Source organism: Mycobacterium dioxanotrophicus, assembly GCF_002157835.1.
Lineage (GTDB): Bacteria > Actinomycetota > Actinomycetes > Mycobacteriales > Mycobacteriaceae > Mycobacterium > Mycobacterium dioxanotrophicus.
In genome coordinates this window covers 3,660,800-3,679,037 of record NZ_CP020809.1, presented here as the reverse complement: position 1 = coordinate 3,679,037, position 18,238 = coordinate 3,660,800, and the positions used below count along the sequence as shown (strand labels likewise).

At 67.2% G+C, this 18,238-nt stretch carries 16 protein-coding genes; 11 read left to right on the top strand and 5 right to left on the bottom strand.

The genetic code is table 11. The annotated features are described in order from the left end of the window. Positions 1-23: 23 nt before the first annotated feature. The 3 genes from cydB to BTO20_RS17825 all read right to left on the bottom strand — a co-directional run bounded on the left by cydB (position 24) and on the right by BTO20_RS17825 (position 3,403). On the bottom strand, positions 24-1,184 hold the full coding sequence (gene cydB, locus BTO20_RS17835; RefSeq protein WP_087077644.1) for a cytochrome d ubiquinol oxidase subunit II: 1,161 nt from the start codon (positions 1,182-1,184) through the stop codon (positions 24-26). A gap of 29 nt (positions 1,185-1,213) precedes the next feature. Further along, on the bottom strand, positions 1,214-2,716 hold the full coding sequence (locus BTO20_RS17830) for a cytochrome ubiquinol oxidase subunit I (RefSeq protein WP_087077643.1): 1,503 nt from the start codon (positions 2,714-2,716) through the stop codon (positions 1,214-1,216). A 96-nt stretch (positions 2,717-2,812) separates the two neighbouring features. Then, a complete protein-coding gene (locus BTO20_RS17825) occupies positions 2,813-3,403 on the bottom strand; it encodes an HdeD family acid-resistance protein (protein ID WP_087077642.1) in 591 nt (196 codons plus the stop codon). Between the two features lie 207 nt (positions 3,404-3,610). Here BTO20_RS17825 and BTO20_RS17820 point away from each other — a divergent pair, with 207 nt between their 5' ends. Genes BTO20_RS17820 through BTO20_RS17785 form a run of 8 tightly spaced genes read left to right on the top strand, consistent with a single transcriptional unit; the run spans position 3,611 to position 11,295 of the window. Further along, the gene (locus tag BTO20_RS17820; protein ID WP_087077641.1) at positions 3,611-4,495 is read left to right on the top strand and encodes an ABC transporter substrate-binding protein; all 885 of its coding nucleotides are present in this window, start codon (positions 3,611-3,613) and stop codon (positions 4,493-4,495) included. A 7-nt stretch (positions 4,496-4,502) separates the two neighbouring features. Further along, entirely contained in the window at positions 4,503-5,435 is a 933-nt protein-coding gene (locus tag BTO20_RS17815) for an amino acid ABC transporter permease (RefSeq protein WP_083161102.1), read from the top strand. Positions 5,436-5,443: 8 nt separating this feature from the next. Next, a complete protein-coding gene (locus tag BTO20_RS17810) occupies positions 5,444-6,196 on the top strand; it encodes an amino acid ABC transporter ATP-binding protein (protein WP_198344530.1) in 753 nt (250 codons plus the stop codon). A 10-nt stretch (positions 6,197-6,206) separates the two neighbouring features. Then, positions 6,207-7,061 (top strand): sulfurtransferase, encoded by an 855-nt coding sequence (locus BTO20_RS17805; protein WP_087077639.1) that lies wholly within the window; start codon positions 6,207-6,209, stop codon positions 7,059-7,061. A gap of 52 nt (positions 7,062-7,113) precedes the next feature. Then, positions 7,114-8,250, top strand: a complete 1,137-nt coding sequence (gene macS / locus BTO20_RS17800) for a MacS family sensor histidine kinase (RefSeq protein ID WP_087077638.1) — start codon at positions 7,114-7,116, stop codon at positions 8,248-8,250. Then, positions 8,250-8,903: a response regulator gene (locus BTO20_RS17795; RefSeq protein WP_198344430.1), complete on the top strand. Its 654-nt coding sequence runs from the start codon at positions 8,250-8,252 to the stop codon at positions 8,901-8,903. The genes macS and BTO20_RS17795 overlap by 1 nt, the downstream gene beginning before the upstream one ends. A 44-nt stretch (positions 8,904-8,947) precedes the next feature. After that, complete coding sequence (locus tag BTO20_RS17790; protein WP_087077636.1) at positions 8,948-10,750, top strand: DUF2339 domain-containing protein; 1,803 nt, start codon at positions 8,948-8,950, stop codon at positions 10,748-10,750. Positions 10,751-10,809: 59 nt separating this feature from the next. Further along, positions 10,810-11,295, top strand: a complete 486-nt coding sequence (locus tag BTO20_RS17785; protein WP_087077635.1) for a Dps family protein — start codon at positions 10,810-10,812, stop codon at positions 11,293-11,295. On the opposite strand, the gene BTO20_RS17780 is transcribed toward BTO20_RS17785, so the two are convergent. Together BTO20_RS17780 and BTO20_RS17775 are read right to left on the bottom strand one after the other, a co-directional pair. Beyond that, the gene (locus BTO20_RS17780) at positions 11,292-12,542 is read right to left on the bottom strand and encodes an adenylate/guanylate cyclase domain-containing protein (protein ID WP_087082277.1); all 1,251 of its coding nucleotides are present in this window, start codon (positions 12,540-12,542) and stop codon (positions 11,292-11,294) included. The two genes, BTO20_RS17785 and BTO20_RS17780, sit on opposite strands and share 4 nt — an antisense overlap. Before the next feature lie 59 nt (positions 12,543-12,601). After that, on the bottom strand, positions 12,602-14,143 hold the full coding sequence (locus BTO20_RS17775) for a helix-turn-helix domain-containing protein (RefSeq protein WP_087077634.1): 1,542 nt from the start codon (positions 14,141-14,143) through the stop codon (positions 12,602-12,604). A gap of 43 nt (positions 14,144-14,186) precedes the next feature. On the opposite strand from BTO20_RS17775, the gene speB reads away from it, so the two are divergent. Genes speB through BTO20_RS17760 form a run of 3 tightly spaced genes read left to right on the top strand, consistent with a single transcriptional unit; the run spans position 14,187 to position 18,224 of the window. After that, complete coding sequence (gene speB, locus BTO20_RS17770) at positions 14,187-15,152, top strand: agmatinase (protein ID WP_087077633.1); 966 nt, start codon at positions 14,187-14,189, stop codon at positions 15,150-15,152. Position 15,153: 1 nt separating this feature from the next. After that, positions 15,154-16,734 carry a 5-guanidino-2-oxopentanoate decarboxylase gene (locus BTO20_RS17765; RefSeq protein WP_087077632.1) on the top strand — a complete coding sequence of 527 codons (1,581 nt, stop codon included), beginning with the start codon at positions 15,154-15,156 and terminating at the stop codon, positions 16,732-16,734. A gap of 41 nt (positions 16,735-16,775) precedes the next feature. Further along, on the top strand, positions 16,776-18,224 hold the full coding sequence (locus BTO20_RS17760; protein ID WP_087077631.1) for a sodium:solute symporter: 1,449 nt from the start codon (positions 16,776-16,778) through the stop codon (positions 18,222-18,224). The last annotated feature ends 14 nt before the right edge of the window (positions 18,225-18,238 follow it).

Sequence of the window (18,238 nt, the reverse complement as noted above, 5' to 3'; positions counted from 1 at the left end):
AATACCCAGGGCGCGCCAGAGATTCAGTCCGACCGCCGGGAGAGTCCGATCGGCTCCGGAATGCGGTCAGCCGAGATGCGTTTGCGGAAAACCCAATACGTCCACGCCTGGTACACCATCACCAGCGGCGCGAACACCAGCGCCGCCCAGGTCATGACCTTCAGCGTGTACGGGGACGACGAGCCGTTGTAGATGGTCAGGCTCCAGTCCGGGTTCAGTGTGGAGGGCACCAGGTTCGGGTACAGCGCACCGAACAGCAGAACCACCACGGCGGCAACGACAATCGTGGTGCAGACGAACGCCCAGCCCTCGCCGCTGCGGCTGAACACCCTGGCCACCGCGGCCAGCTGTGCCACCACCGCGACCCCCAGAACGATCCACGTCCAGGTCTTGCCGTGGCTGAGCTGCGTCCACAGCCCGAAGCCCGCCACCAGCACCGTCGCCGGGATCGCCAGCTTGCCGGCGAAACCGAACGCATCGCTGCGGACAGTGCCGCTGGACTTCAGCGCGACGAACACCGCACCGTGCAAGGCGAACAGCGAACCGGTCGCCAGCCCGCCGAGCAGGGTGTACGGGTTGACGACGTCAGTGATTCCGGCATGCATCTGCCCGTGCGCGTCGACCGGCATACCGTGCACGAGCCCCGCGAAGGCGACGCCCCACAGAATGGCGGGCACCCACGAGCCGACCGCGATGGCGATGTCGGCCCATCGACGCCAGCCGGGATCGTCGATCTTGCCACGCCATTCGATGGCCACGACACGCACGATCATCGAGCACAGGATCGCCAGCAGCGGCAGATACAGACCGGAGAAGACGGTCGCGTACATCTCCGGGAACGCCGCGAACATCGCGCCACCGGCGGTGATCAGCCACACCTCGTTGCCGTCCCACACCGGGCCGATCGTGTTGAGAACGGCGCGGCGGTGCTGTTCGGCATCGGTTCCGGTGCGACCACCTGCGGGACCGGATGTGCTCCTCACGTGCGCAGGACCTGATGTGCTCCTCACGTCCGCGGGACCTGATGTGCTCCTCACGTGCGCGGGACCTGATGTGCTCCTCACGTGCGCGGCACGCCCGAAGAAGCTCATCAACATCCCGACACCGAAGTCGAATCCCTCCAGGACGAAGAATCCGAGGAACAGCACGGCCAGCAGAATGAACCAGAGTTCCTGTAATCCCATCGAATCGCTCCTCGACTCGTGCGGTGGGCTCAGTAGGCGAACGACAACGGTGCGACGTCGTCGGCACCCGGCGGGGCCGGCGGCGCCGGTTCGGAGTCGTGTTCCAGCGGCCCGGCCACGACATAGCGGCGCAGCAGGAAGAACCAGATGACCGCGAGCACGGCGTAGAGCAATGTGAAGGTCACCAGGGACAGCACCACGATGGTCATCGAGTTGTGCGATACGCCTTGGGCCACGGTCAGCCGGATGTTCGGATCACCGGTCGGGTTGGGCGCGACGACCCAGGGTTGACGACCCATCTCGGTGAACACCCAGCCCGCGCTGTTGGCCAAAAACGGTGTGGGGATGGTCAGTAGCGCGAACCAAGAGAACCAGCGTTGGTTCGGAATCCGGCCGCCACGGGTCAGCCACAGTGCGGCGACCGCGAAAAGACCTGGCACGGCGAGGAATCCGATCATCGCGCGGAACGACCAGTAGGTGACGAACAGGTTGGGCCGGTAGTCGCCGGGCCCGAATTTCTGTTCGTACATCTGCTGCAGATCCTGCACGCCGTCCAGATGCACACCGCTGAACTTGCCCTCGGCCAGGAACGGCAGGACGAACGGTACTTCGATGGCGTGCACGACGCTGTCGCAGTTGTTGTGGGTTCCTACGGTCAGCACCGAGAAATCCGGGTCGGTTTGGCTGTGACACAACGATTCTGCGGAGGCCATCTTCATCGGCTGCTGCTGGAACATCAACTTGCCCTGGGCGTCGCCGGTGAAGAACAGGCCGATGGCCGCCACCAGGGTGACCAGGCAGCCGAGAATGGTGGCGGGCCGGTACATGCTGACGGCGTCCTCGGCGGCGGTGCTGCCACTGTGATGACCGGCGCCAGTGGGCACGTCGTTTAGCCCGCCCCGCTGTGAGCGCACCATCCACCAGGCAGACACGCAGGCGACGAACACGCCTGCGGTCAAGAAGGCCCCGGCCACGGCATGCGAAAACGCGGCGATCGCAGTGTTGTTGGTGAACAGGGCGACGATGCTGGTCAGCTCGGCGCGACCCTTTTCGGCGTTGAACACCGCACCGACCGGATGCTGCATGAACGAGTTGGCCGAGATGATGAAGAACGCCGACATGTTCACCGCTATGGCCACCACCCAGATGCACGCGAGGTGCACGAGCCGGGGCAGCCGCGTCCAGCCGAAGATCCACAACCCGATGAACGTGGACTCGAAGAAGAACGCGGCCAGACCCTCCATGGCCAACGGGGCGCCGAAGATGTCGCCGACGAACCGCGAGTACTCGCTCCAGTTCATGCCGAACTGGAACTCCTGCACGATTCCGGTGGCCACCCCGATCGCGAAGTTGATCAGGAACAGCTTGCCGAAGAACCGGGTCAGCCGGTACCAGCTGTCATTGCCGGTGATCACCCACACGGTCTGCATGATGGCGATCAACGGTGCCAACCCGATGGTCAGCGGAACAAAGATGAAGTGGTACACGGTGGTGATTCCGAACTGCCACCGTGACACGTCCAATGCGTCCATCTGACCCTACTTCCGAGGTCGCTAGGTCAATCTACGACGAAGTGTAGTAGACATCCGTCTCGGCAACCAGCGTCCCGGGATCATCAGCACGGTGGGTTACGTCACCGTGGGCGGTTCCGAGGCGAAGGCGGCCTTCAATTTCTTGGCGTCGCTACGGATGCCGAAGGCCGAGACGACCTCGACAATGCCGAGCACGATCAGGATGATGCCGGTCACCTGCGTGACGGCGACCAGGCCTTCGACCGGTGCGACGAACATGATGATGCCCGCGATGATGCTCAGGACGCCGACGATGATCTCCCAAATGCGTCCGGGCAGAGACTGATCACCGATGGCCGACATCGCCGTCGCCACACCGCGGAAGATGAAGCCGACACCAATCCAGATGGCGAGCAACTGGATCGAGTTGTCCAGGTTGACGAAACACAGCACCGCGAGGACGAGCGACGCCGCACCGCTGATGAACAGCAGTACACGGCTACCGGCGGGGGAGCGCAGGCTGAGCGCGAGCACGACCTGCCAGATGCCGGTAACCAAGAGGTATGCGCCGAAGAAGATCGCTGTCACGATGATTGCGGCGGCGGGGCGAACGAACACCAGAACGCCCAGAATGACTGCGAGAACGCCAGTTGCCAGCGTTGCCTTCCACAGATGAGGCAACAGGCTTGGTGCAGCAGTGGTTTCCATGCTGGCAGTTTGGCACAACAAATAACGCCGGACGCGGATTTTACCGTACCGCTGTGGTGTCGTACTGCGGTCGTTAATGTTCGGTTACCCCCAGTGCGGGCTGGGGCCGCGGTCGTTAACGTCTCCGGTTTGATGAGGGCGGAAGACGGCCCTAGGCAGAGAGAAGAGGCAACTGTGAAAGCTGGATGTCACGTCCGTCGGGGGAAAATGTGGCGCGTCGCAGGGGTGATCGCGGCAAGTGGCGCCCTGATGCTCTCGGGGTGCGCGAATAACAGTGACAGCGGTACGTCAGGCACGGCGACCACCGCGGCAACGGCTGAGAAGGTCGACTCCATCGCCAACACCGTGCCGGATCCCATCAAGTCGAGCGGCAAGCTCATCGTCGGTACCGATCCGACGTACGCGCCGAACGAGTTCAAGGATCCCAACGGCAAGATCATCGGGTTCGATGTCGACCTGATGAACGCCATCGCCGCCACCCTCGGACTGACCCCGGAGTACCGGCCATCGGCGTTCGACAAGATCATTCCGTCCGTGCAGGGCGGCAGCTACAACGTCGGCATGTCGTCGTTCACCGACTCGAAGGAACGTGAACAGCAGGTCGACTTCGTCACCTACTTCCAGGCCGGCTCGGCCTGGGCGCAGAAGGTCGGCGCGGGCATCAACCCCGACGACGCGTGCGGCAAGAGGGTCGCGGTGCAGACGGCGACGGTGCAGGACACCAACGAGATGCCCGCCCGCAATGCGAAGTGCGCCAAGGAGGGCAAGCCCGCCATCGCCGTACTGAAGTTCGACGACCAGTCCGCAGCCACCAACGCGGTGCTGCTCGGGCAGGCCGACGCCATGTCGGCCGACTCCCCGGTGACGGCCTACGCGATCAAACAGAGCGACGGCAAACTCGAACAGGTCGGTGAGATCTTCGATTCTGCGCCGTACGGCTGGGTGGTACCCAAGGGCTCGCCGCTGGCCCAGTCGCTGCAGAAGGCCCTCGAGCACCTCATCCAGACCGGTGCCTACAAGCAGGTGGCCGCCAACTGGGGCGCCGAGAAGGGACTGATCGACAAGCCGGTCATCAACGGCGCGACCAGCTGAGGCGGGAATGGCAGACGCATCGCCGCCTCCGGCTGTCGAAGAGGAAACCTCACCTGCCGCCATTGATGCTGTCCCGCTGAGGCATCCGTGGCGGTGGGTGATGGCGGGTCTCGTCATCATCGGGCTGGCGCTGTTCGCGTACGGCGCGGCCACCAACGAGGCCTACCGGTGGGATACCTTCGGGAAATACCTGTTCGACCAACGGATTTCGCAGGCCGCCTGGAACACCCTGCAGCTCACCATCTTCTCCATGGTGCTGGCATTGATCCTCGGGGTCGCCCTGGCGGTGATGCGGCTGTCGCCGAATCCGGTGCTCAAAGCGGTGTCCTGGCTGTATCTGTGGATATTCCGCGGCACACCGGTATACGTGCAGTTGGTGCTCTGGGGCTTGGTCCCGGTGATCTACAAGAACATCCAACTGGGCGTGCCGTTCGGCCCGACCTTCTTCAAATTCAGCCTCAGCGAACCGAATTTCTTCATGTTGGCGATCCTGGGCCTGGGTCTCAACGAGGCGGCCTACATGGCGGAGATCATCCGCGCCGGCATCAGTTCGGTGCCGGAGGGGCAGTCCGAGGCGTCGACCGCACTCGGCATGTCGTGGTGGATGACGATGCGCCGCACCGTGCTGCCTCAGGCGATGCGGGTCATCATCCCGCCGACCGGCAACGAGTTCATCAGCATGCTCAAGACCACGTCACTGGTGACTGCGGTGCCGTACAGCTTCGAGTTGTACGGGCGGTCCAAGGACATCGGTGTTGCGCTGTTCCAACCGATCCCGTTGCTGTTGGTGGCATCCACCTGGTACCTGGCCGTCACGAGTGTGCTCATGGTCGGGCAGTACTACTTGGAGCGGTACTACGCCAGGGGCGCATCCCGGAAGCTGACGTCCAAGCAACTGGAGACCCTGGCCAAGGCGCAGATGGGAGAGCCGCATCCATGACCGAACCCATGGTCCGCGCCGAGAGTGTGTGCAAGAACTTCGGCGCGCTGCACGTCCTCAAGGGCGTCACCCTCGACATCGGCCGCGGCGAGGTGCTGTGCATGGTCGGGCCTTCGGGCTCGGGCAAGTCGACGTTCCTGCGGTGCATCAACCACCTGGAACAGGTCAACGGCGGCAGGCTCTATGTCGACGGAGAACTGGTCGGCTACCGCGAGCGCGGCGGCAAGCTGCATGAGCTGCGCCCCAAAGAGGCCGCCAAGCAACGGCGCGAGGTCGGGATGGTCTTCCAGCACTTCAACCTGTTCCCGCATCGCACGGTGCTGGAGAACATCATCGAGGCCCCCGTCCACGTCAAGAAGGTCAAGAAGGACGAAGCGCTGAAGCGGGCCAAGGATCTGCTCAGTCAGGTCGGATTGTCCGCCAAGGCCGATGCCTACCCGGCCCAGCTGTCCGGCGGTCAGCAGCAGCGGGTGGCCATCGCGCGCGCGTTGGCAATGAGTCCCAAGCTGATGCTCTTCGACGAGCCGACCTCCGCGTTGGACCCCGAGCTCGTCGGGGAGGTGCTTGCGGTGATGAAGAACCTCGCCAGTGAGGGGATGACCATGGTGGTCGTGACGCACGAGATGGGGTTCGCCCGTGAGGTCGCCGACAAGCTGGTGTTCATGGACGGCGGCGTGATCGTGGAGAGCGGCAATCCCCGTGAAGTGATGGCCAACCCGAAACATGAACGCACGAAGGCGTTTCTGTCCAAGGTGATGTAGTTTCGGTGCAGTGAGTGCAGCACGAGCAGACGTTTTCGTCACCGCCGCCGAACTGCGGCAGCTGATCGAGACCGGGGATCCCGTCACGGTCCTGGACGTGCGGTGGACTCTGGCCGAGCCCGATGGCACCGAGGCGTATCTGGCCGGGCACGTGCCGGGGGCGGTGTACGTGTCCCTGGATGACGAGTTGTCCGACCACGGCGTGGCCGGCCGCGGCAGGCACCCTTTGCCGTCCGGACGGAGCCTGGAAGCCTCGGCCCGCCGCTGGGGTCTGCGCTCCGGGGTACCCGTTGTGGTGTACGACGACTGGAACCGGGCCGGTTCCGGCCGGGCGTGGTGGGTGCTGACCGCGGCAGGCATCCCCGACGTCCGGATCCTCGACGGGGGCCTGGCGGCGTGGACGGCTGCGGGCGGGGCATTACAGAGCGGCCCGGTCCAGCCCGAGCCGGGCGACGTCATCGTCGCGCACGACGACCTGTACCACGGTGCCCGTCGCACCATCACCGCCGAAGAGGCCGGCGCGCACCGCGGCGTCCTGCTCGATGCCCGTGCACCCGAGCGCTTCCGCGGCGACGTCGAACCGATGGACCCGGCCGCCGGGCACATCCCGGGAGCCGTCAACCTGCCGAGCACCCGCGTTCTCGCCGCCAACGGCACCTTGCTGCCGGACGCCGACCTGCGGGGGCTGCTGGCTGAGCGGGGACTCACCGAAGGCACCGAGGCCGGCGCGTACTGCGGCTCCGGTGTCACCGCCGCGGTGGCCGTAGCGGCCTTGGCAGCCGCGGGTGTCGACGCCGCACTGTTCCCCGGATCCTGGTCGGAGTGGGCTGCCGACCCCACCCGTCCGGTCGCGGTCGGACCGTAGTCACGCCGAGATGTTGCCGTAGTGGTGCCGTCGGCGACCTTATGCTGAGCAGGTGCAGCGCCGTTCGGATCCGGTCGCCCCGCTGTGGCGGGCGGCGCAGGGGTTCCGGCTGCTCAGTTGCATTTACGCGCTGGGCTTCCAGATCGCGATCAACGACGATCTGATGCGTCCGATGCTGGCCTGGCTACTGTTCTCCGTGCTGATGCTCTGGAGCGTCGCGTGCGCGGTCGCCTACCTCAAAGGGTTCGGGCGGCGGCCGGCCTGGGTGATCGCCGAGATCGTGATCGTGCTGGTGCTCATGCTGTCGACGGCGTTCGTCGCGTCCGATCACTGGGTGGCCGACAACCAATCCTGGCCCACCACACTGTGGGCCACCAACGCCACGATCTCCGCGGCCCTGCAGTTCGGCCCGGTCGGCGGTATGGCGGCCGGACTCGCGGTCATGGCGGCGGCGGCGACGCTCAAGGGGTATGTCAGCCCGAACCTTGGCCGCAACGCCACAATCGTCATCGAGGTGGCCGTGGGTCTGGCGGTCGGTATGGCGGCCCAGACCGCTCGCCGAGCCCACGCCGAGTTGGAGCGGGCAGTGCGGCTGGCGGCCGCCTTGGAGGAGCGCGAGCGGCTGTCCCGCACCGTGCACGACGGGGCCATCCAGGTGCTGGCCCTGGTCTCCCGGCGCGGCCGCGAAATCGGGGGCGAGACAGCAAAACTGGCCGAATTGGCGGGGGAGCAGGAGCGGGCGTTGCGCCGCCTGGTCAGCGCACCGGACGCCGAGGTTGCGGGCGGGACCTTGACCGACGTCGGCGCGCTGCTGCGGAGCCGCGCCAGTGACCGGGTTTCGGTCAGCCTGCCAGCCGAGCCCGTGTTGCTGGAGGACGCCGTGGCCCGGGAGTTGTTCGCAGCGGCCGGCAATGCGCTCGACAACGTGGCCGCACACGCCGGGCCGGATGCTCGGGCGTTCGTCCTCCTCGAGGATCTGGGGGACAGCGTGACGGTGAGCATCCGCGACGACGGGGTGGGCATTGCCGACGGCAGGCTGGCCGAGGCGGCCCGGCAGGGTCGGCTCGGTGTATCGAAATCTATTGTGGGACGGATGGACTGGCTTGGCGGCAGCGCCGAGCTGACCACCGCACCGGGCGCCGGGACGGAATGGGAGCTGACGGTGCCGCGCACAGGAGGGGGACAGTGATGGGGGAGTCCGCACCGAAGGTGATGGTGGTCGACGACCATCCGATCTGGCGGGACGCGGTGGCGCGCGATCTTGCCGACGACGGATTCGAGGTGGTGGCAACGGCCGACGGCGTCGCCGCCGCTCGCCGCCGCGCCGCGGTGGTCCGGCCCGACGTGGTGGTGATGGACATGCGGTTGACCGACGGCACCGGCGCGCAAGCCACCGCCGAGGTGCTGGCGGTGTCCCCGGACACCAAGGTCCTGGTGTTGTCGGCGTCAGACGAGCGTGACGACGTACTCGAGGCGGTCAAGGCCGGGGCCACCGGCTATCTGGTCAAGAGCGCATCGAAAGCCGAACTGGGCGAAGCTGTTCGGGCGACCGCGCAGGGCCGGGCCGTGTTCACACCGGGTCTGGCCGGCTTGGTACTGGGCGAGTACCGACGCATGGCGGCGCGCCCTGACCGCGACGCCGCCACACCGAGCCTCACCGAACGGGAGACCGAGGTGCTGCGCTATGTGGCGAAAGGCTTGTCCGCCAAACAGATTGCCACCCGACTGTCGCTGAGCCACCGGACCGTGGAGAATCACGTCCAGGCCACATTCCGCAAACTGCAGGTGGCCAACCGGGTCGAGTTGGCCCGCTACGCCATCGAACACGGACTCGACGAGTAGTCCTACTCATCCGGTGACCCTGGTTCGCTGTCACGATGACAGGCATGACCGAACCGCACCGTGCCCTCATCTCCCGGCTGGCCTCGGACATCGCTGCGATCAACGCCTACACGGGAAGGGTCGCGGCCGACCTGGCGGAACTGGACCGGCTGCTGACACACCAGGCCCCTGCGCCTGTCGCGGCGCCGGTTGCTCCGTACTGGGCAGCGGGCCCGTACCCGGCGGTCCCGCAGGTGACCCCGCCCGTCGCGGTTGCGCCTCCGGCCGCCGCACCGACACCGCCGCCGCGCACCGAACGGTCCGAAGGCTGGATCGGCAAGGTGCTCGCGGTCGCCGGTGTGGCCGTGACGCTGGTCGGCGTCGTGTTGCTGGTGGTGCTGGCCGCACAGGCCGGCATCCTGCGGCCCGAGTTCCGCGTCGCGGCGGGCGCTGCGCTGGCGGCGGGTCTGGTCGCGGTCTCCTGGTGGCAACAGTCGCGGCCCGGCGGGCGCACCGGCGCGATCGCGCTGGCCGCGACCGGGATCGCGGCCGCCTACATCGACGTGATCGCCGTGACGGCGATCTATCACTGGGTTGCCGCGCCGGTCGGGCTCGCCATCGCGGCGGTCATCGGCGGTGGCGGGCTGGTGCTGGCTCGACTCTGGGACTCCGAACAACTCGGCCTGCTGGTTCTCGTGCCGTTGACCATCCTGGCCCCGGTCGTCACCGACGGCGTCACACTACTGCTGATCGGATTCATGCTGGCCTTGTCAGCGGCGACGCTGCCCGTGCAGTGGGGGCGGGACTGGATGACGGTGCATGTGGCGCGGGTCGCGGCGGCCACGGCACCGCTGCTGTTCGCGTTGGCAGCAGCGACATCGGAGGATCTGCGGTTGGCGTCGGCGTGCGCGGTGGCTGCGGTGCTGGCCGTGGGCGCCGGGGTGGTATTGCTGCGCTGGACCACCAACAAGGCCGCCATGGCGCTCACGACGGCGGCGGGAACCGTTCCACTGCTGTGCGTTTCGGCCGCGACGGATCGAGTGGTGGCTGCGCTGATGATCGGCGCGTTGGCCGCGGCCCTGGTGGCAGTCACCGCGATCGGCGATCGGATGCCCGGCGTGACGACCGTGGTGCGGCAGCTGTGGTCGGCGCTGTCGGCAGTTGCCGCCCTCATCGCGGTCACCGTGGCGTTCGACGGCACGGTAGCCGGCCCGGTGCTACTCGCGATGGCGATCGCCGTTGCCGTGGTTGCGCGACGCAGTGACGTCGGCAGGTGGGCGGCTATCGGGTTCGCGGTGGTCGGCGGCGGCTATTTCCTGAGCTACGCGCCGCCGGAAACCCTTACGCAGGCAACCGAACTCCGCGCGGGAGTCGCAGTGTCGGTGCTGACCTCGAGCATCCTGGCCATCGCCGCCGCAGCGACGATCGTGTGGTCGTGGACCGGCAGCCGACCTGCGTACGACGACACGGTTCGCCTGCTGTGGGTGGCCGCGGCGGCGGTGATCGGTTATGCGGTGACGACGTTCACGGTGACCGTCGGGGTGCTCGTAGGCGGTGCCGGCGCAGGATTCTTCGGCGGGCACATGATCGCGACCATCTGCTGGATCATGATCGCCGCCGGGTTGTTGTACTACGCCGCGCGCTTGCCCAAGGCCCAGCGGTCGCTGCCGATCGTGGGTGGTCTCGCGCTGGTGGCCGCCGCGATGGCCAAGCTGTTCCTCTTCGACCTGGGCACCCTCGACGGCATCTTCCGGGTCGCGGTGTTCATCGTGGTCGGGCTGGCGCTGCTGGGGATGGGGGCCGGATACGCCCGCCTACTCAGTCAGCAGGACAAGAACGGCGACCAGTTGACCGAACCGCAGGTGTGATCCCGGCCACTCCTCGTCTATTTTGGATTGATTACAAAAAAGGCATCGTTGGACCTGGCATGAGTACACGTCGAATCGAAACAGAGATCCAAGGTTTCCACGCCACACCGCAACTGAGCACCCATCTTCAGCAGGTGCTCGTCGACCTGATCGAACTCGGACTGCAAGGCAAGCAGGCGCACTGGAACGTCGTCGGCACCAACTTCCGCGACCTGCACCTGCAACTGGACGAACTGGTCGATTTCGCCCGCACCGGCAGCGACACCATCGCCGAACGGATGCGCGCACTGGACGCCGTCCCCGACGGCCGCTCCGACAGCGTGTCCGCGACGACCACGGTGCCGGAATTCCCTGCCTACGAACGAAATACGACCGAGGTGGTCGACCTCGTCACCACCCGCATCTACGCCGTGGTCGACACCATGCGCAGCGTGCACGACGCGGTCGACGCCGAGGACCCGAGCACCGCGGACATCCTGCATCAGCTCATCGACGGGCTGGAAAAGCTGGCCTGGTTGATCAAGTCGGAGAACGGCAAGGTCTAACCGGTCTCGACGGCCGCACGACCTTCGTCGTCGCGGCGGCCGACCAGGTACCAGGTCCGCATCACGCCCTTGCCCTTGATGTTGACCTCGCCGCGTTCTTCGAGCACGAAGCGGTCGCTGATGCGCTCATAGACGTTCTGCGGCACCTGGATTCGGCCGGCGACGTCGGTGGTCTCCATGCGGGAGGCGACGTTGACGGCGTCGCCCCACACGTCGTAGAAGAACTTGCGGGCGCCCACCACGCCGGCCACGACGGGACCGGAGGCGAGCCCGATGCGTAGCGGTACCGCTCGGCCCTGAGGATCCTTGAGATCGGCGACGGCATCGGCCATGTCGAGGGCAAAGCAGGCCAACGCCTCGACATGGTCGGTGCGCGGCTTGGGCACACCGGATACCACCATGTACGAGTCCCCGCTGGTCTTCACCTTCTCCAGATCGTGCTTGTCGACGAGCGCGTCGAGATCGGTGTAGAGCCGATCGAGGAAACGCACCAGGTCCGCGGGTGCGGTGTCGCTGGCCCGGCTGGTGTAACCGGCGATGTCGGCGAACAGAATCGACGCGTCGTCGTACTTGTCGGCGATGATGGTGCGGGCCGGGTCCTTCAGACGTGCGGCGACCGTCGCAGGCAGGATGTTGGCGAGTAGTTGCTCGGAGCGCTGGTATTCGGCCTCCATCGCGGCCTCGGCGCGGGCGTTCTCCCGCAACGCCAACCACACCGTCGCGAAGACCATCACGGTCGCCGACACGGTCGTCACGACGAAGCCGAACCGCAGCGTCCACGACGGGCCCAGGCCGCGGTCGACCGGGGCCACGAACGCCAGCGCAATCGACGCGATCACCCCCAACCCGACCAGCACAGCAGCCAGACCGATGCGCTCGATACCCAGGACCAGGACCACCAACGAGGCCGACACCAGGAAGTACAGCTGCAGACCTGATCCCGTGCCGACCTGGTAACACATCAGCGACACCGAGACGTAGGCGATGACGAAGAAGCTCAACGGTGCGATCAGCTCGCCGAACCGGTACAGCAGCGGCACCAGCACGAACAGCGCCGCGAACACGAGATTGAGAAACCCGACGCGCCAGATGGCCCCGCCGACGACGAGCTGGAACAAGCCGAAAAAGCCTGACACCGAAGCGGCGATCCAGGTCGCGATGGTCAGCACGCGCAGCCGGCTGGACAGACTCTCCGCGTAGTGGGCGGTGCGGGCGGGCAGCTGGCCGCTCAACACCAGCTCGGGCATGCAAACCGAGCGCCGGAACTCGCTGACCGCCACATTGAGAGGGTATCTTCGGCGACCGGTCAGTCGGTCGACATTCGCGCAGCGTCCCGGGCCCGCAGCGCCAGCCACAACTCGTGCCGATCGTGCACGGAGTCGAGCCTGCGACCGGTGAGCCGTTCGATGGCGTCGACGCGATTGCGCATCGTGTGTCGGTGCACCTGCAGGGCCGCGGCCGCCGGTGCCCACTGCCCGTTGTTCTCCAGAAACACCGTCAAGCTGTGCAACAGCTCGGCCGAGCGGTCGGCCGCATCGAGTGGGCCCAGCACCGCGTCGGCGAAGGCGCTCAGCGGCTCAGCTCCGACGGCGGTGAGCAGCAGCCGGCTGCTGGCGATGTCCTCGGCGGGCATGTGCCTGCCGTTCACCCGGCTGGCGGCCAGCGCCGAGCGCGCCTGCCGCAGCGACACTGCCAGAGCGCCGGGCCTCACCCCGATCCCGATGCCCGCAGCGCGGTGTCCGGCCAGGGTGCCGAGCACGCCGGGCAGGTCCGTGCCGCGCGGAACCGCGAGCTCCACGACATCGTCGACGACGCGCACGAGCGCGTCGGGCAGGGTGATCAGCAGATCCGCCGCCAGATCGTCGGCGTCCTGAGGGGCCGCCACCGCCGCGGCCCGCAGATCCACGTCGGGTACGCCCACCGCCGTCAGCCACCGCGCGGCCACCACGTCGTCGACGGTGGCCCGAGCGAGACGATCCAGCACCTGGGCGCGTCCACGGCGCTGGCCGGAGTCCAGCCCATGACGACGTTCGATCTCCAGCGACAGCAGCGACACCAGGTCGCCGGTGATCTGTTGGGCCACAGGCATTTCCGCCGGGCTGTCGAGCAGCAGCCAGGCGCGCAGCCTGCGGGCGCCCAGACCGTGCAGTTCGCGCCTGCGGCCGCCGCTGATGTCGACGGCCGCGGCGGCGAGACCGTGGTCGCGTACCGCGGTCAGCTGATCCGCCAGGGCGACCGAGAGCTCGTCGCCGCCGGGGTCGGATTCAGCCAAGACCCGGCCGAGCAGATCGATCACCACCCCGGTACGTCCGGTCGCGGTGCGGTGCGCGGCCAGGATGCCGAGCAGCCCGCCGGGGCTGACGGCAGCGGCGGTGAGGGCCCGCTGGGTCTGCAAAGCCCATTCCAGTTCGCGCCGTTCGGCTCGCGCCCGGTGCGCGAACACCGCCTTGGTGACCGCGATGAACGGCACAGGGTCGGGCACGGTCAACAACGGCAATCCCACCTCATCGGCGGCGTCGATCAGGCGGCGCGGCGCGCATTGATGGGGGAGATCGCCACCGAGCCCCAGCGCGACGGCACGGACTCCCGCGGCCTTGAGGTCGGCGAGATAGTCGCGGCACCCGTCGAAGTCGCCGGGCAGCAGCAGTCCGATGGTCAGCAACAGCTCACCGCCCTGCAGCCACGGACCGGGGCGGGCCAGTTCCGAGACCGCCGCGGCTTCGATCTCACTGTCCTGGACCGCGTCCTGACCTGCGACGAGACTCAGGCGCAGATCGGGATCGGCGAGCAGCTCGGCTATCGACAGCATGGACAGATTGTCGAACACGATCGGGCGATTTTCGCCCATATGTCGATATCGCTGTGATGTGCCTCTCGTCCATGGTGTAGCTATGACCCAGCAGACACCTCACAGCACACCGGTCGGACCCGTCGACGCCACCAAGGTGCCGCGGTACGCCGGTCCCGCCACGTTCGCGCGGCTGCCCCGCACCGACGAGGTGCCGCACACCGATGTCGCCGTGGTCGGTGTCCCGTTCGACTCCGGGGTCTCCTACCGCCCGGGTGCGCGGTTCGGCCCAGGCCACATCCGCGCCTCGTCCAAGCTGCTGCGGCCCTACCACCCCCGCCTCGACGTGGAGCCGTTCGCCGCGCAGCAGGTGGCCGACGCCGGCGACATCGCCGTGAACCCATTCGATCTCAACGAGGCCATCTCCACGATCGAATACGCCTCCGACCAACTGCGGGAGGGTGGCACGAAACTCATCACCCTCGGCGGTGACCACACCATCGCGCTGCCGTTGCTGCGATCCCTGCACCGCGACCACGGTCCGATCGCGGTCCTGCACTTCGACGCCCATCTCGACACCTGGGACACCTACTTCGGCGCGCCGTACACCCACGGAACCCCGTTCCGGCGGGCCAGCGAAGAGGGCCTGCTCGACAAGGAACACTGCCTGCACGTGGGCACCCGCGGGCCGCTCTACGCCTCGACCGACCTGGCCGACGACAAGGTACTCGGATTCCAGGTGCTCGGATCCGACGATTTCCAGATCGACGGTCTGGCGGCCGTAATCGAACGGATGCGGGCGCGTCTGGGTGAGGCACCGGTCTACGTCTCGGTCGACATCGACGTGCTCGATCCCGCCCACGCACCGGGCACCGGCACTCCTGAGGCCGGTGGCATGACCAGCCGTGAGCTGCTGCATTGCTTGCGAAACCTGGTGGGCCTCAACGTCGTCGGCGCCGACATCGTGGAGGTCGCCCCCGCCTACGACCACGCGGAAATCACCGGTATCGCCGCGGCGCATGTCGCATACGAGCTGATGTCGGTATTGGCCACCAACACGGGTGCTTGATATGACCGACTACCGTAACGGCGGCGCCGCCGTCGTGGAAACCCTTGCCGTGCATGGTGTCGACACCATCTTCGGGATCCCGGGCACTCACAACCTGGAGATCTACCGCCACCTCCGCGATGCCGGAATCCGCGCCGTGACACCCCGCCACGAGCAGGGCGCGGGCTACGCCGCCGAGGCCTACGCCCGCGTCTCGGGCCGGCCGGGCGTCGTGGTCGCCACCAGCGGCCCCGGGTTGACCAACGCCATGACCGCGGCCGCCACCGCCTACGCCGAGTCTCAGCCGATGCTGGTGTTGTCCTCGGGCATGCCGACCGGCGCCGAAGGACGCGATCTCGGTCAGCTCCACGAGGCCAAGAACATCAGCGGGGCGATGAACGAACTGGTGCGCTGGAGCCGTCGGGTGCGCAGCGCCGACGAGGCCGCCGAGGCGGTGACCGAGGCGTTCGGCAGCTTCACCGGCCGCAGGCCGCGTCCGGTGCACATCGAGATCCCGATCGACGTACTGGAGTCCCCCTGGTCGGGACGCGCTCGTCAATGCGTGAAACTGGTTGCGCCGCAGGCTGATCCGGAGACGGTGCGACGTGCCGCCGCCGCGTTGGCCGCTGCGGAGGCGCCGCTCATCATCGCCGGGGGAGGAGCCGTCGACGCGCAGCGCGAGCTCACCGCACTGGCCGAACTGCTCGGCGCTCCCGTCGCCACCACCGTCAACGGCAAAGGCGCTGTCTCCGAAGCACATCCGCTTTCGGTCGGCGCGTCGGTGCGGCTGCGGACCGTGCAGAACGCCGCCGCCGAAAGCGACGCCCTGCTGCTCATCGGGACCGAGCTCGGCGATTCCGACCTGTGGGAAGGGCAGATCCGGGGCAAGGTGGTGATCCGGTGCGATATCGAACCCGGCCAGCTCGACAAGAACTGCCCCGCTGATATCGCGCTGCTGGGCGATGCAGCCACGACACTGGCCGCGCTGGCGGCATCGCTGCCCGACCGGCCGGCGACCGACGGATCTGCGCGGGCCGCGGTACTGCGCGCCGAGTGTGTTTCCGAGGCCACCGTCGACGCCGGGCCCCACGTCGAGATCAACGCCGCCGTGCGGGCCGCATTACCGGCCGAGGCGATCCTCACCGGAGACAGCTCGCAGGTCACGTATTTCGGCTCGGTGCACTTCTTCGATGTGCCCGGCCCGCGGCAGTTCTGCTACATGCCCGGCTACGCCACACTGGGCTACGGCCTGCCGGCCGGCCTTGGGGCATCGATCGCCCGACCGGACGTGCCGGTCGCCGTGCTGCTCGGCGACGGTGCGTTGATGTTCTCCGTCCAGGAACTCATCACCCTTGTGGAACAACGGCTTCCGGTGCCGGTGGTCGTCGTCGACAACGGCGGCTACCGCGAGATCCGCGAGCAGCAGGCGAGCCGCGGCATCGCCCCGATCGGCGTCGACCTGCGTACGCCCGATCTGGCCGCCATGGCAATCGCCATGGGCGCCAACGGTATCCGCACCACATCCACCGACGAGGTGACCGACCTGGTGCGCGCCGCTCTGGGCGCCGACGGGCCGACCCTGATCCACCTGGACCTGCGCTGAGTCCAGCCCTACAGACCTGACAGATAGAAAGGAGCGCCGCCATGGACGTCGCAGTTGTTGCGATCTACATCGTCGCTATGATCGCATTCGGCTTCTGGGGTAAACGCAAGGCAACGACCCAATCCGACTTCCTCGTGGCCGGCCGTCGGCTCGGGCCCTTCCTGTATTCCGGGACGATGGCCGCCATCGTGCTCGGGGGAGCGTCCACCATCGGTGGTGTCGGACTCGGCTACCAGTACGGCATTTCCGGCATGTGGCTGGTGGTCGCCATCGGCGTCGGCATCCTGCTGCTGAGCCTGCTGTTCGCGGGCCGCATCCAACGGTTGCGGGTCTACACCGTCAGCCAGATGCTGGAGCTGCGCTACGGGCCGGGATCGAGCGTGCTGTCCGGTCTGGTGATGTGGGGCTACACCCTGATGTTGTCGGTCACCTCGACCATCGCGTACGCCACGATCTTCGGGGCACTGTTCGACATGGCGAAGGTCCCGTCGATCATATTGGGCGGCAGCGTCGTGATCCTCTACTCGACACTCGGCGGCATGTGGTCGATCACCCTGACCGACTTCGTGCAGTTCATCATCAAGACCATCGGCATCTTCTTCATCCTGCTGCCGATCGTGGTGATCCGCGCCGGCGGTTTCAGCGGCATGATCGCGAAGCTGCCGTCGGACGCCACGTCGTGGACCGCCATCGGCGGCAGCACCATCGTGACCTATTTCGTCATCTACACCTTCGGTCTGCTGATCGGCCAGGACATCTGGCAGCGCGTGTTCACCGCCCGTAGCCCGGGCGTGGCCCGCTGGGCGGGCACGGCCGCCGGCGTCTACTGCCTGCTGTACGCCGCCGCCGGGGCATTGATCGGGATGGCTGCGCACGTGCTGCTGCCCAAGCTGGATGCCCGTGACGATGCCTTCGCCCGGATCGTCGAGGCCCAGTTGCATCCGCTGCTGGCCGGTCTGGTGCTCGCCGCTGCACTGGCCGCGGTGATGTCGACCTCCAGCGGTGCACTGATCGCCACCGCCACCGTGTTCAGCCAGGACATCGTGGCCCGGCTGCGGCACCACGATGTCGAGTCCGGCAGTGAACACGACCACGTCCGCAACAACCGCCTCTACGTGGCCGGGTTCGGGGTGGTCATGGTGATCATCGCCTGCGTGCTGCAAGACGTGGTCGCGGCCCTGACGGTGGCCTACGACATCCTCGTGGGCGGCCTGCTCGTACCGATCCTCGGCGGACTGGTGTGGCGTCGCGGCACCAACGTCGGTGCCGTCATGGCCATGGCCGTCGGGACACTGGCCACGCTGGTCACGATGGTCTCCACCGACATCTTCGCCAACGAGCCCATCTACGTCGGACTGGCCTCGGGCCTGGTGGTGTACGTGGTCGGGAGTCTCGCCAGCAAGCCGACCGCGCCGGCGATCCTGGCCGAATGGGACCGGCGCAGCCGTGGCGAGTCGACGGTCGAGCAGCCTGCGAACGAAATCGCTTGAGCAACAAACAATCC